Origin of the sequence: Pseudomonas yangonensis (assembly GCF_009932725.1) — a bacterium.
Lineage (GTDB): Bacteria > Pseudomonadota > Gammaproteobacteria > Pseudomonadales > Pseudomonadaceae > Aquipseudomonas > Aquipseudomonas yangonensis.
This window is the reverse complement of sequence record NZ_BLJU01000022.1, coordinates 80,169-93,529: the sequence shown is the minus strand read 5'-3', so window position 1 is coordinate 93,529 and position 13,361 is coordinate 80,169. Positions and strand designations below refer to the sequence as shown.

Annotated in this window: 10 protein-coding genes; 5 read left to right on the top strand and 5 right to left on the bottom strand. The window is 66.5% G+C overall.

The window, feature by feature from the left end:
* Position 1 precedes the first annotated feature (1 nt).
* Positions 2-1,003: a response regulator gene (locus tag GYB81_RS20280; protein WP_161867301.1), complete on the bottom strand. Its 1,002-nt coding sequence runs from the start codon at positions 1,001-1,003 to the stop codon at positions 2-4.
* Positions 1,004-1,147: 144 nt separating this feature from the next.
* Positions 1,148-2,380, bottom strand: a complete 1,233-nt coding sequence (locus GYB81_RS20275; RefSeq protein ID WP_161867300.1) for a TIGR03862 family flavoprotein — start codon at positions 2,378-2,380, stop codon at positions 1,148-1,150.
* 113 nt (positions 2,381-2,493) lie between these two features.
* On the opposite strand from GYB81_RS20275, the gene GYB81_RS20270 reads away from it, so the two are divergent.
* A complete protein-coding gene (locus GYB81_RS20270) occupies positions 2,494-3,624 on the top strand; it encodes an aminotransferase class V-fold PLP-dependent enzyme (RefSeq protein ID WP_161867299.1) in 1,131 nt (376 codons plus the stop codon).
* A 3-nt stretch (positions 3,625-3,627) separates the two neighbouring features.
* Here the strand turns inward: GYB81_RS20270 and GYB81_RS20265 are convergent, their stop codons facing one another.
* Positions 3,628-4,548 carry a histone deacetylase family protein gene (locus GYB81_RS20265; protein ID WP_161867298.1) on the bottom strand — a complete coding sequence of 307 codons (921 nt, stop codon included), beginning with the start codon at positions 4,546-4,548 and terminating at the stop codon, positions 3,628-3,630.
* A gap of 58 nt (positions 4,549-4,606) precedes the next feature.
* On the opposite strand from GYB81_RS20265, the gene GYB81_RS20260 reads away from it, so the two are divergent.
* Genes GYB81_RS20260 through GYB81_RS20245 form a run of 4 tightly spaced genes read left to right on the top strand, consistent with a single transcriptional unit; the run spans position 4,607 to position 8,225 of the window.
* The gene (locus GYB81_RS20260; protein ID WP_161867297.1) at positions 4,607-5,167 is read left to right on the top strand and encodes a GNAT family N-acetyltransferase; all 561 of its coding nucleotides are present in this window, start codon (positions 4,607-4,609) and stop codon (positions 5,165-5,167) included.
* Positions 5,164-6,759: a SagB/ThcOx family dehydrogenase gene (locus GYB81_RS20255; RefSeq protein WP_161867296.1), complete on the top strand. Its 1,596-nt coding sequence runs from the start codon at positions 5,164-5,166 to the stop codon at positions 6,757-6,759. Before GYB81_RS20260 ends, GYB81_RS20255 begins: the two co-directional genes overlap by 4 nt.
* A gap of 6 nt (positions 6,760-6,765) precedes the next feature.
* Positions 6,766-7,635: an acyl-CoA thioesterase II gene (gene tesB, locus GYB81_RS20250; RefSeq protein WP_161867295.1), complete on the top strand. Its 870-nt coding sequence runs from the start codon at positions 6,766-6,768 to the stop codon at positions 7,633-7,635.
* On the top strand, positions 7,632-8,225 hold the full coding sequence (locus GYB81_RS20245) for an HAD family hydrolase (protein ID WP_161867294.1): 594 nt from the start codon (positions 7,632-7,634) through the stop codon (positions 8,223-8,225). The genes tesB and GYB81_RS20245 overlap by 4 nt, the downstream gene beginning before the upstream one ends.
* 556 nt (positions 8,226-8,781) lie before the next feature.
* Here GYB81_RS20245 and adeC read toward each other — a convergent pair.
* On the bottom strand, positions 8,782-10,215 hold the full coding sequence (gene adeC, locus GYB81_RS20240) for an AdeC/AdeK/OprM family multidrug efflux complex outer membrane factor (RefSeq protein ID WP_161867293.1): 1,434 nt from the start codon (positions 10,213-10,215) through the stop codon (positions 8,782-8,784).
* On the bottom strand, positions 10,212-13,355 hold the full coding sequence (locus GYB81_RS20235) for an efflux RND transporter permease subunit (RefSeq protein WP_161867292.1): 3,144 nt from the start codon (positions 13,353-13,355) through the stop codon (positions 10,212-10,214). Before GYB81_RS20235 ends, adeC begins: the two co-directional genes overlap by 4 nt.
* Positions 13,356-13,361: the final 6 nt, after the last annotated feature.

Sequence of the window (13,361 nt, the reverse complement as noted above, 5' to 3'; positions counted from 1 at the left end):
CTTACTCCATCAGGTAGCCGATCTTGGCGGTCAGGCGCTTGATCGAGTCTTCGGTGAACAACAGCAGCAGGTCGAAATGGATGGCGTGGCCCTCCAGGCTGTAGCTGATCTCCACGGCCAGGGTCTTGCGCCAGCGCTGGCGGTTGACCTGGATGAGCTGGTCGAGGCTGGCATGCTGGCCCAGTAGCTGCGGGTGGCCCTGGGAAAAACGCAGGTCGAGTTGCTCGGCAACGCCGGCAAGGCAGGCACCGATCAGGATGCTGGCCAGGTCCAGCAGCATCTCCGAGGTTTGCGCTTCGTTCTTCGGCTGCCAGCCGAGCAGGCGCGCCATGTCGTTCACTTCCGAATCATGGAACAGCAGCAGCGCCTCGCCGGCGATGGCCTCGCCGATGAAACCCTGGCAGATGGCGCTGAAGCGCTCGCCGCGCTGGGCGTCGAGCAGGGTCATGTGCAGTTCGCTGACCTCGAAGATATTGACCTGCGGCACCGGCAGCTGCACGAACACCCCGAGCACCTTGGCCAGCAGGGCGGCAGCGCGGCCCATGGCGACGTTGCTCACCTCGCGCAGCGCATCACGGAAGCTCACCTTAAGCTCCGACAGCGCCGCAGCCTGGGCCTGCGCGGCCGGTGTGCCCTGAGGGTCGAACAGTTTCAGCTCGATCAGCGTCTGGCGCAGGATTTCCGGGTCGGCTGGTTTCTTGATGAACGCCAGGGCGCCCAGTTCGCGTACGCGACGCACGGCTTCTTCCTGCACGTCACCGGAGACCACGATCACCTGGGTGCTCAGCCCTTCGGCGCGCAGCGCCGCGAGGGTCTGATAGCCGTCGAGTACCGGCATGGTCAGGTCGAGCAGCATGACCTGGCCCAAGCCCTGGCGAATCAGGGCCAGCGCCTCCTCGCCGTTGCTCGCCTGGCTGAGGGAAACCGACCATTCAGCCGGCAGGGCGCGGATCAATTGCTTGCGCGCCATGTTGGAGTCGTCGCAGACCAGCAGCGGAATCACGGCGGGGGATTACCTGTGTGGGAGAGCGCTGGAAAAGAGCATAGCTGCACGCCGAGCGGTGTCACAGCGCTGTGCGCGCTTTTTCAACCGTACCCCGGATGCAATCAGGGGGCATGGCGCGATGTTCCCCGGATTGCATCCGGGCTACTGCAGCCAGTTCAGTACGCCCTGCGCGGCCACCCGCCCGCTGGCGAAGCAGGCGGTGAGCAGATAGCCACCGGTGGGCGCTTCCCAGTCGAGCATTTCACCGGCGCAGAACACGCCGGGCAGCGCCTTGAGCATCAGGCCGTCATCCACAGCCTCGAAGGGCACGCCGCCGGCGCTGCTGATCGCCTCGTCCAGCGGGCGGGTGCGCAGCAGGGTGATGGGCAGCGCCTTGATCCACGGAGCAAGCGCGGCGGGATCAGTGAAGGCCTCGGCCGGGGCCAGCTCGCGCAGCAGGGCGGCTTTCACGCCGTCGAGGCCGGCCTGGCGGTGCAGGTGCTTGGCCATGGAATGCTTGCCGCGCGGCCTGGCCAGTGCCTGCTGCAGTTTGGCCAGCGGCATCTGTGGCAGCAGGTCGAGGTGGATCAGGGCCTGGCCGTCGGCCTCGATGGCGCGGCGGATATCGGCGGAAAAGGCGTACACCAGGCTGCCTTCGATGCCGCCTGCGGTCAGCACGAATTCACCGATGCGAGGCGCCTGGCCGGGCAGCCTCAAGGCGACGTTCTTCAGCGGCGCCCCGGCGAATTTCTCCCTGAGATATTCGCTCCAGCCAGCCACTTCGAAGCCGCAGTTGCTCGGTTTCAGCGCCGCCACCTCGATGCCGCGCGCCTGCAAAAGCGGCACCCAGGCGCCGTCGGAGCCCAGTCGCGCCCAGCTGCCGCCGCCCAGAGCCAGCAGGCAGGCATTGGCGGCCAGTGCGCGTTCGCTGTCTGCGCCGGCGATACGCAGGCTGCCGTCCTGGTTCCAGCCCAGCCAGCGGCTGCGCGTGTGGATGGTCACGCCCAGCTCGCGCAGGCGGCGCAGCCAGGCGCGCAGCAGCGGCGCAGCCTTCATGTCGGTGGGGAACACGCGGCCGGAGGTGCCGACGAAGGTGTCGATGCCCAGGCCATGAATCCAGGCGCGCAGGGCATCGGCATCGAACTCGTGCAGCAGTCTTGCGACCTCGGCCTGGCGTTCGCCGTAGCGGCCGATAAAGGCGTCCTTGGGCTCGGAATGGGTGATGTTCATGCCGCCAACGCCGGCCAGCAGGAACTTGCGCCCCACCGAGGGCATGGCGTCGAACAGCTCCACGCGCACGCCACCCTGCGCCAGCACCTCGGCAGCCATCAGCCCGGCAGGGCCGCCGCCGATAATGGCGACGTGATGAGCATTGGGCTGAGCGGCAGTAGTCATGGCGATGAGCAGACAGGAGAAAGGCTGCGCATTCTACCCGAGTGCTCCCCGGCCTTGTCATTTGCCCCGGGTTGGGGCAGGTTCAGCTCGAACCTTTTCGGCTGGAGTCCGCTATGTCCCAGATCTGCCCCGACATCGATCCCGATGGCCTGCTCGAATATTCGGTGGTTTACACCGACCGCTCGCTGAACCATATGTCGCAGTCGTTCCAGGGCGTGATGCGCGATATCTCCGCCACCCTCAAGCAGGTCTACAACGCCCATGCCGTGGCGGTGGTGCCGGGCAGCGGCACCTATGGCATGGAGGCGGTGGCGCGCCAGCTGGCGACCGGGCAGAAGTGCCTGGTGCTGCGCAACGGCTGGTTCAGCTACCGCTGGACGCAGATCTTCGACATGGGCCGCATTCCCGCCGAGGCCCAGGTGCTCAAGGCGCGCCCGGTCGCCGAAGGCCATCAGGCCGCCTTCGCCCCGGCACCGCTGGAGGAAGTGCTGGCCAGCATCGCCGAGCAGAAGCCGCAGGTGGTATTCGCTCCGCACGTGGAAACCTCCTCGGGCATGATCCTGCCGGACGACTACCTGCGCGCGGTGAGCGATGCGGTGCATGCCGTCGGCGGCCTGTTCGTGCTCGACTGCATCGCGTCCGGCACCCTCTGGGTGGACATGCAGGCCTGTGGCGTCGACGTACTGATCAGCGCGCCGCAGAAGGGCTGGAGTGCCTCGCCCTGCTGCGCCCTGGTGATGCTCAGCGAAGCGGCCCAGGCGCGCGTCGAAGCCACCCAGAGCACCAGCTTCGCCTGCGACCTGAGGAAGTGGCTGCAGATTATGCAGGCCTACGAGCAGGGCGGCCACGCCTACCACGCCACCATGCCCAGCGATGCCCTGGCGCGTTTCCGCGACGCCATGTTCGAGGCCAAGGCCATCGGCTTTGCCAAGGTGCGTGAGCAGCAGCAGGAACTCGGCGACCGGGTGCGTGCGCTGCTGGCGGCGCGCGGCTTCAGAAGCGTCGCCGCCAAGGGCTTCGAGGCGCCTGGCGTGGTCGTCTGCTACACCGACGATGCGCAGATCAAGACCGGCGCCAAGTTCGCCGCCGTCGGCCTGCAGATCGCTGCCGGCGTGCCGCTGCAGTGCGACGAGCCGGCGGACTTCCAGACCTTCCGCCTCGGCCTGTTTGGGCTGGACAAGCTGGGCAACGTCGAGCGCACGGTGAAGACGCTGGAGCAGGCGTTGGACAAGGTGCTGGGCTGATCCTCAGCCCAACCCTCGCGCCGCCCACACCCTTGCGGCGCTGTGATGCAGGATACCGTGGCGGCGGGCGAGGGCGGCGTGATCCTTCGAGTAACCGCCGCCAATCACTCCGAGTACAGGAATGTCGCGGCCCAGGCAGTGCTGCAGCACGGCTTCGTCGCGGGCGGCCAGACCGGCGTCGGTGAGTTGCAGGTAGCCCAGAGCGTCGTCCCTGTGCACGTCGACGCCGGCGTCGTAGAGCACCAGGTCCGGCTGATAGATGGGCAGCAGGTAGTTCAGGGTGTCGTCCACCACCTTCAGGTAATCGGCGTCGCCCATGCCGCGCGGCAGGGGAATGTCCCAGTCGCTTTCGGCCTTGCGCGCCGGGAAGTTCTGCTCGCAATGCAGCGACACGGTGACAGCATCCGGCTCGTTCTCCAGCAGCCGCGCGGTGCCGTCGCCCTGGTGCACGTCGCAGTCGAAGATCAGCACGCGGTGCGCGCGACCGGCTTCCAGCAGGTAACGGGCGATCACCGCCAGGTCGTTGAAGATGCAGAAACCGGAGGGAAAGTCGTAGTGCGCATGGTGCGTGCCGCCCGCCAGGTGGCAGGCCAGGCCATGTTGCAGGGCCAGTTCGGCAGTCAGCAGCGAGCCGCCCACGGCGCGCACGGTGCGCCGCGCCAGCGCATCGCTCCAGGGCAGGCCGAGGCGGCGCTGGTCTTCGTATGACAGCTCGCCGGCCATGTAGCGGGCGATGTAATCAGGGCAGTGAACCAGGGCGAGAATCTCCGCCGGGCACAGCTCCGGGCGTTGCAGCTCTGCATCCGTGGTCAAGCCGCTATCGACCAGGTGATCGCGCAGCAGGCGGAATTTTTCCATGGGAAAACGATGCCCGGCCGGGAAGGGCGGGCTGTAATCCTCGTGGTAGACCAGCGGTAGCGGCATACAATGACGACTCAAGCGAATTGACGGCTTATGGTCGCAGCCAATCGAGACAACTGCCATGCCCCTGATCGAAACCTCCACCGAACGCCTGCTGCTGCGCGCCTGGCGCGACAGTGATCTGCCGGCGCTGGCCACGCTGAATGCCGATGCCGAGGTGATGCGCCATTTCCCCGCGCCACTGGACGCCGAACAGAGTGCACAGCTGCTGGCGCGCTTGCGTGCGCATCATGAGCAACATGGTTTCACCTTCTGGGCACTGCAGCGGCGCGACAGCGGCGAGCTGATCGGTTTCACCGGCCTGGCGCAGGTCGGCTTCGAGGCGCCTTTCGTACCGGCCGTGGAAATCGGCTGGCGTCTGGCGCGGGCGCACTGGCGCCAGGGCTATGCCGGCGAGGCAGCGCGCGCTGCGTTGGCCGTGGCCTTCGAGCAGCTTGGGCTGGACGAAGTGGTGAGCTTTACCGGGCCGGCCAATCTGCCGTCGCAGGCGGTGATGCGCAGCATCGGCATGCAGCGCGACGAGGCCGGCGATTTTCTCCACCCGCGACTGCCGGACGGTCATCCGCTGCAACTGCATGTGCTCCACCGCATTCGTCGCGAGCAGTGGGAGGCCGGACGATGAAGGATGTGCTCGCCTATCACCAGCTCAGCAAGCACGCGCCGGAACGCTTCGCGCCGGGGCCGGGGCAGCTGGACTGGGCGACCCAGCCGGCGCCGTTTCGCCGCTATGCGGGGGCGCGGCTGATCGAGCTGTACCACCGCCCGCTGGAGGAGGGGCCGGGCTACGACACGGCCTTTGCCGGGCCGCAGACACCGTCTGCGCCGCTGGATCGCGCCTGCGTCTCGCAATTGCTGTACGACAGCCTGGCCATTTCCGCCTGGAAGGAAGCCGGCGGCAATCGCTGGGCGCTGCGGGTCAATCCGTCATCCGGCAACCTGCACCCGACCGAGGCCTATCTGCTGTTGCCGCCAGGTGCCGTGGATGAGTTCGCTGTGCTGGCCCACTATGCCGCGGATGTCCATGCGCTGGAGGTGCGCAGCGAGCTGCCCGCGCCGCTTGGCCGGCAGCTTGCCGACAGTTTGCCGCCCGGTGGTTTTCTCCTGGGGTTGAGCAGCATCGCCTGGCGCGAGGCCTGGAAGTACGGCGAGCGGGCTTATCGTTATTGCCAGCACGACCTGGGGCATGCCCTGGCGGCGCTGGCCATCGCCGCCAGCGTGCAGGGTTGGCAGGTGCGCATGCTGCACGGCGTCGCCGAAGCGCGTCTGGACGGCCTGCTGGGACTGGAAGGAGACGACTTTCATGAGGCCGAACACGGCGACTGCCTGCTGTGGATCGGCCCGGCGCAGGCGATGGAGTTCGCGCTGCCCGAAGCCCTGCTGAACGGGTTGGCGCAGCTCGAGCGGGTTGGGGCGCCCAATCGTCTGTCGCGCGAGTATCGCCACTGGCCGCAGCTGCAGCGGGTGCATGGGCTGTGCCGCGCGCCGGCACGTCCTCGCGCGGTCTGGAGTCTGGATGCGGCCAACGCACGGGCCGACAACCCCGGCCTGCCACTGCGGCCAATCCTGCATCGCCGACGCAGTGCGCAGGCCATGGACGGCCGCAGCGGCATCCAGGCTGACCTGCTGCTGGCCTGGCTGCGCCGGCTGATGCCGCAGCAGTCGCCGGTGCCCTTCGCCGTGAACGGAGAGCCGAACGAGATCGACCTGCTGCTGTTCGTCCACCGCGTGCAGGGTCTGGCGCCTGGGCTGTACTGGCTGGATCGCACAGGCAACGGCGTGCAGCCACTGCGCGAGGATTACCAATGGCTGCGGGTGGATGACGGGCTGCCGCTGTACCGCCTGCTCGAAGGTGACGCCCGTGGTCTGGCGGGCTTTCTCAGTTGCGGGCAGGACATCGCCGCCGATGGCTGCGTGGCCTTGGCCATGCTGGCGCGGGTGGAGCGCGCCCTGGCCAATGGCGCCTGGCGCTATCCCAGGCTCTACTGGGAGTGTGGCCAGATCGGTCAGTTGCTCTATCTCGAAGCCGAAGCGGCAGGGCTTTCCGGTACGGGCATCGGTTGCTACTTCGACGACCCCTTGCGCGAGTTGCTCGGCGATGCCGACAGCGGGCTGCAAAGTCTTTACCATTTCACCCTTGGCCGCGCCGTTTGGGATGAACGCCTGACGTCGCTGCCGGCCTACCCGCAATTGCGTATACCCCGTGCAAGGAGATGACACCCCATGACTCAGGTTCTCGATGATCTGGTGGCGCTGCTCAGCCTGGAGCAGATCGAGGAAAACCTGTTCCGTGGCCGCAGCCAGGATCTCGGTTTTCGCCAACTGTTCGGCGGCCAGGTGCTTGGCCAATGCATTTCCGCCGCCAGCCAGACCGTCGAGGAGGCGCGTCACGTGCACTCCATGCACGGCTACTTCCTGCGCCCTGGCGATGCCAGCCTGCCGGTGGTCTATCAGGTCGAGCGCACCCGCGATGGCGGCAGCTTCAGCACCCGCCGCGTGGTCGCGGTGCAGAAGGGCAAGCCGATCTTCTTCTGCAGTGCCTCGTTCCAGTACGACGAGGAAGGCTTTCACCATCAGAGCGAGATGCCGGATGTGCCAGGCCCCGAGGACCTGAAGTCGGAGACCGATCTGGCGCGCATGGTGGCGCCGATGATCCCCGAGCGCATGCGCGAGCGTGCGATCAGCGACAAGCCCATCGAGATCCGCCCGGTCACCCTGATCAACCCCTTCGCCCCGCAGCCTTGCGAGCCGGTCAAGTACGTTTGGTTCCGCGCCGCCGGCGAGCTGCCGGATGACCCGCAGCTGCACAAGTACCTGCTGGCCTACGCCAGCGACTTCAACCTGCTGACCACCTCGATGCAGCCGCACGGCGTGTCGGTGTTCCAGAAGTTCATGCAGGTGGCCAGCCTCGACCACTCGCTGTGGTTCCACCGCAACCTGCGTATGGACGACTGGCTGCTGTACGCCATGGACAGCCCCTGGGCCGGCAATGCCCGCGGCTTCTCCCGCGCCAGCATCTACAACCGCCAGGGCGAGCTGGTGGCCTCGGCCGCGCAGGAAGGTCTGACCCGCGTACGTGAGGACTGGAAGTGAGAACACTGCGCGACGCGCGCCACTGGGTGTTCGACATGGACGGCACCCTGACTCTGGCGGTGCATGATTTCCCCGCAATCAAGCGGGCGCTGGGCATTCCTGAGGAAGACGACATCCTCCATCACCTGGCCGCGCTGCCGGCAGAGGAGGCCGCGGCTAAGCATGCCTGGCTGCTGGAGCACGAACGCGAGCTGGCCGTGGCCTCGCGCCCGGCGCCGGGCGCCATCGACCTGGTGCGCGCGCTGTGCGAGCGCGGCTGCCAGCTCGGTATCCTGACCCGCAATGCCCATCCGTTGGCTCTGCTGACCCTGCAGGCCATCGGCCTGGATGACTGCTTCGCCACGGCCGATATCCTTGGCCGCGATGAGGCGCCGCCCAAACCGCATCCGGGCGGACTGCTGCACCTGGCCGAGCGCTGGGCGGTCAAGCCGCAGGAGCTGGTGATGGTCGGCGACTACCGCTTCGACCTGGAATGTGCCCAGGCTGCGGGTGCGCGCGGCGTGCTGGTCAACCTGCCGGACAACCCCTGGCCGGAGCTGACCGAGCTGCATGCGCAGGATTGCGCGCAGCTGCTGGCTGCGTTGGGCTGACATTCGCGGTTCACGGCGTTTTTCCGGACTTTGTCGTCGTGGGACTTGGCACTATCCATTGGCGCGTTGTTGGATCTGATGGGTTTCGCCCCTTACGGGCGAGTCACTTGATTCGCTGCGCTCACCCTTCGGGCCAGCCTGCGGCTGTTACTTCGCTGCGCTTCGTAGCTCTTGCTTGCCCAAGAGAAAGTAACCAAAGAGAAGGGCACCCGTTCATACGGCCCCGGCTGCGCCGGGGTTCCCTCGCTCCATCACCGCTCCAGGGGCACGACCGGATGCGGCCCACCGACGAAGGGCCATCCCTGGCCCATCACGGCTCTCGCGACATCCATGTCACTCAACCCCTTCCACGGTGATTCCACTCGGCCTCCTGAAGGGGGCTTGGGCGTCGTCTGTGAGATCCGGGCTTCAAGAGCAAAAGCCAAGACCCGGCCGCCGCAGGCCTAGGGGGATTACGCTCGGTCTGTAAGCAATACGAAGCACAAAAAAACGCCCCCGCAAAGACTGCAGGGGCGGCGCGTTGGGTAAGGTCGTCCTTGAAGCGGGTTACGCGCGGTCAACCTTGTGGGGCGTTGCTCCCCGTATCGCTCCAGCCACCACCCAGAGCCTTGTACAGCTCGACTTCACTGCTGAGCTGGGCCAGGCGGTCGGTGATCAGCTGCTGGCGCACGCTGAACAGCTGGCGCTGGGCGTCGAGCAGGGTCAGGTAGCTGTCCACGCCGGTGCGGTAGCGGCGCTCGGCCAGATCGTAGTAGGTCTCGGTGGTTTCCAGCAGGGCGCGCTGGGCGTCCAGTTGCTGACGGTAGGTGGTGCGCGCGGCGAGGCGGTCGGCGACTTCCTGGAACGCCACCTGGATGGCTTTCTCGTACTCGGCGACGCGGATATCGTTCTGCAGCTCGGCATAGTCGAGGTTGGCGCGCAGGCGGCCGGCGTTGAAGATCGGCAGGCTGATCTGCGGCTGGAACAGCCAGGTGCCCGAGCCGCTGTCGAACAGGCCGGACAGCTGACTGCTGGCGGTGCCGGCATTGGCGGTCAGGCTGATGCTGGGGAAGAAGGCCGCGCGCGCCGCGCCGATATTGGCGTTGGCCGCCTTGAGCTGGTACTCGGCCTGCAGCAGGTCGGGGCGACGCTGCAGCAGGTCGGCGGGCAGGCCGGCGGGAACCTGTTCCAGCAGTTCGGCGTTGAGCGCCAGGCCCTGCGGCAGATCGGCCGGCAGACCGGTGCCGAGCAACTGGGTCAGGGCGTTGCGGTCCTGAGCGACCAGGCGCTGATACTGCGCTAGGCTGACGCGTGCGCTGTCCACCGCGCTGCGTGCCTGGCTCAGGGCCAGGGCATCGGCGACGCCGACGTCGAAGCTGCGCTGGGTCAGCTGATAGCTTTCCTCGAAGGTCTTCAGGGTGTCCTGGGTCAGCTCGAGCAGTGCCTGATCCGCCTGCCATTGCAGGTAAGCGTTGGCGACGCTGGCCACCAGGCTGATCTGTGTGCTGCGCTGCGCCTGTTCGGTGGCCAGGTACTGTTGCAGGGCCTGCTCGCTGAGGCTGCGCAGGCGGCCGAAGAAATCCAGCTCCCAGGCGTTGACGCCCAGCGTGGCGCTGTACTGGCCGCTGGTGCGAGCTTCGCCGGTCTGGTTCAGATCGGCCGGCAGGCGCTGGCGCGTCCCGGCGCCGTCGGCGGATACCGAAGGCAGCAGGTCGGCGCGCTGTATGCGGTACAGGGCACGGTAGGCTTCGACGTTCAGCGCGGCGACGCGCAGGTCGCGGTTGTTCTCCAGCGCTACCTGCACCAGTTGCTGCAGCGCCGGGTCACGGAAGAACTCGCGCCATTGCAGGTCAGCCGCGGCGCGGCTGCCTTCGCTGGCGGCGCTGCCGTAGGCCTCGCCCTGCGGCCAGTCGGCGGCCACCGGGGCCTCCGGGCGCTCGTAGTCGGGAATCAGGCTGCAGCCGCTGAGCAGAGCGGCGGCCACGGCCAGGGACAACAGGGACTGCCTCATTGCAGTACCTCCTTCTCGTTTTCACGGGTCGGCTCGGGGCGCTTCTTCTCGAACAGCGAGCAGACCACTACGTAGAACAGCGGGATCCAGAAGATCGCCAGAACCATCGCGCTGAGCATGCCGCCGATAACGCCGGTGCCGATGGCGTGTTTGCTGCCCGCGCCGGCACCGCTGGCGATGGCCAGCGGCAGACAGCCGAGCATGAACGCCAGCGACGTCATGATGATCGGGCGCAGACGCATGCGGCAGGCTTCGATGGCCGCTTCGGCGAAGGTCATGCCCTGTTCGTACTGGGCCTTGGCGAATTCGACGATAAGGATCGCGTTACGCGCCGACAGACCAATGGTGGTGAGCAGGCCGACCTTGAAGAACACGTCGTTGGACAGCCCGCGCAGCTCGGTGAACAGCAGCGCGCCGATGATCCCCAGCGGCACCACCAGCATCACCGAGAACGGGATCGACCAGCTTTCGTACAGCGCTGCCAGGCAGAGGAATACGACGATGGCGGAAATCACGAACAGTGCGGTGGTCTGCGAGCCTGCCAGGCGTTCCTCGTAGGACAGACCCGTCCAGGAGTAGCCGACGCCCTGTGGCAGTTGCGAGGCGATTTCCTCGACGGCGGCCATGGCATCACCGGTACTGTAGCCGGGCGCTGGTGCACCGAGAATTTCCACTGCCGAGACGCCGTTGTAGCGCGCCAGCTTGGGCGGGCCGTAGGTCCACTCGCCACTGGCGAAGGCGCTGAACGGCACCATGCGACCCTGGTCGTTGCGTACATACCATTTGTTCAGGTCTTCCGGGGCCATGCGCGCGTCGGCCACGCCCTGCAGATAGACCTTCTTCACCCGACCGCGGTCGATGAAGTCGTTGACGTAACTGGCGCCCCAGGCAATCGACAGGGTGCTGTTGATATCCGCCAGCGACAGGCCGAGTGCGCGGGCGCGCTCGTCATCGATCAGCAACTGGTACTGCGCCTCGTCACGCAAGCCGTTGGCGCGCACGCTGTCGAGCACCGGATGCTGGTTGGCCAGTTGCAGGAACTTGTCGCGCGCCTCGTTCATCACCTGATGGCCGACGCCCGCCTGGTCCTGCAGGAAGAAGTTGAAGCCGGTGGCGTTACCCATTTCCATCACCGCCGGCGGAGCGAAGGCGAACACCATCGCGTCGCGGAAGCTGAAGAAGTGCATCTGCGCACGTTGCGCCAGCGCCGCCACGCCATTCTCCTCACCCGGACGTTCACCCCAGGGCTTGAGCATGATGAAGGCCATACCGGAGCTCTGGCCGCGGCCGGCGAAGTTGAAGCCGGTCACGGTGAACACCGACTTGACCGTGCTCGCCTCGTCTTCCAGCAGGTACTGACGCATTTCGTCGACCACCACCTGGGTACGCTCCGCACTGGAGCCGGACGGCGTCTGCACCTGGGCGAAGAGCACGCCCTGGTCTTCCTCGGGGAGGAAGGCGGTGGGAATGCGGGTGAACATCCAGGCCATGATGGCGACGATCACCAGATACAGCAGCAGGTATGGCGCCTTGCGTTTGATCATGCCCGCAACGCCGCGCTGATAGGCGTTGCTGCCGCGCTCGAAGGTGCGGTTGAACCAGCCGAAGAAGCCGCGTTTGGCCTCGTGGTGATCGCTGTCGATGGGCTTGAGCAGGGTGGCGCACAGCGCCGGGGTGAAGATCAGCGCCACCAGCACCGACAGGGCCATGGCCGAGACGATGGTGATGGAGAACTGCCGGTAGATCACCCCGGTGGAGCCGCCGAAGAAGGCCATCGGCAGGAACACCGCCGAGAGCACCAGGCCGATGCCGATCAGCGCGCCCTGGATCTGGCCCATGGATTTCTTGGTCGCCTCCTTGGGCGACAGGCCGTCCTCGCGCATCACCCGTTCGACGTTCTCCACCACCACGATGGCGTCGTCCACCAGCAGGCCGATGGCCAGGACCATGGCGAACATGGTCAGGGTGTTGATGGAAAAACCGAACGCGGCGAGCACGCCGAAGGTGCCGAGCAGTACCACCGGCACCGCCATGGTCGGGATGATGGTGGCGCGCAGGTTCTGCAGGAACAGGAACATCACCAGGAACACCAGCACGATGGCTTCGAACAGGGTGTGCACCACCCCTTCGATGGAGGCCGAGATCACCGGCGTGGTGTCGTAAGGGAAGACTACTTCCATGCCGGCCGGGAAGAACGGCTCCAGGTTGGAGATGGTCTCACGCACCGCCTTGGCGGTGTCCAGGGCGTTGGCGCCGGTGGCCAGGCGAACCGCCAGACCGGAGGCCGGCAGACCGTTGAACTGCGCATTGATGGCGTAGTTCTCGCCGCCCAGCTCGACCTTGGCGACGTCGCCAAGGCGCACCTGAGAGCCGTCGGCCTGCACCTTGAGCAGGATCTTGCGGAACTCTTCCGGGGTCTGCAGACGGGTCTTGCCGATGATGGTGGCGTTGAGCTGGTTGCCCGGCGATGCCGGCAGGCCGCCGAACTGGCCGGAGGAAATCTGCACGTTCTGCGCCTGGATGGCGCTGCGCACGTCCACCGGGGTCAGCTGGAAGCTGTTGAGCTTGGCCGGGTCGAGCCAGATGCGCATGGCGTACTGCGCGCCGAACACCTGGAAGTCGCCGACGCCCCTGGTCCGGGAGATCGGGTCCTGCAGGTTGGAGACGATGTAGTCGGACAGGTCCTCACGGGTCATGCTGCCGTCTTTCGACACCACGCCGATGACCATGAGGAAGTTCTTCACCGACTTGGTCACGCGGATACCCTGTTGCTGAACTTCCTGCGGCAACAGCGGAGTGGCCAGCTGCAGTTTGTTCTGCACCTGGACCTGGGCGATATCCGGGTTGACCCCCTGCTCGAAGGTCACGACGATTTCCATGCTGCCGTCGGAGTTGCTGGCCGAGCTGACGTAGCGCAGGCCGTCGATGCCGTTGAGCTGCTGCTCGATCACCTGCACCACGGTGTCCTGCACCGTCTGCGCCGAAGCGCCCGGGTAGCTGACCTGGATGGACACGGCAGGCGGCGCGATGCTGGGGTACTGGTTGATCGGCAGCGATAGGATGGACAGGCCGCCGGCCAGCATGATCACCAGGGCGATCACCCAGGCGAAGATCGGCCGGTCGATAAAGAATCTGGACATTCAGTA

Coding starts and splice junctions, on each gene's coding strand:
- GYB81_RS20255 (WP_161867296.1), top strand. CDS start 5,164: ATGAAGGATGTGCTCGCCTATCACCAGCTCAGCAAGCACGCGCCGGAA.
- GYB81_RS20235 (WP_161867292.1), bottom strand. CDS start 13,355: ATGTCCAGATTCTTTATCGACCGGCCGATCTTCGCCTGGGTGATCGCC.
- GYB81_RS20260 (WP_161867297.1), top strand. CDS start 4,607: ATGCCCCTGATCGAAACCTCCACCGAACGCCTGCTGCTGCGCGCCTGG.
- GYB81_RS20265 (WP_161867298.1), bottom strand. CDS start 4,548: ATGCCGCTACCGCTGGTCTACCACGAGGATTACAGCCCGCCCTTCCCG.
- tesB (WP_161867295.1), top strand. CDS start 6,766: ATGACTCAGGTTCTCGATGATCTGGTGGCGCTGCTCAGCCTGGAGCAG.
- GYB81_RS20275 (WP_161867300.1), bottom strand. CDS start 2,380: ATGACTACTGCCGCTCAGCCCAATGCTCATCACGTCGCCATTATCGGC.
- GYB81_RS20270 (WP_161867299.1), top strand. CDS start 2,494: ATGTCCCAGATCTGCCCCGACATCGATCCCGATGGCCTGCTCGAATAT.
- adeC (WP_161867293.1), bottom strand. CDS start 10,215: ATGAGGCAGTCCCTGTTGTCCCTGGCCGTGGCCGCCGCTCTGCTCAGC.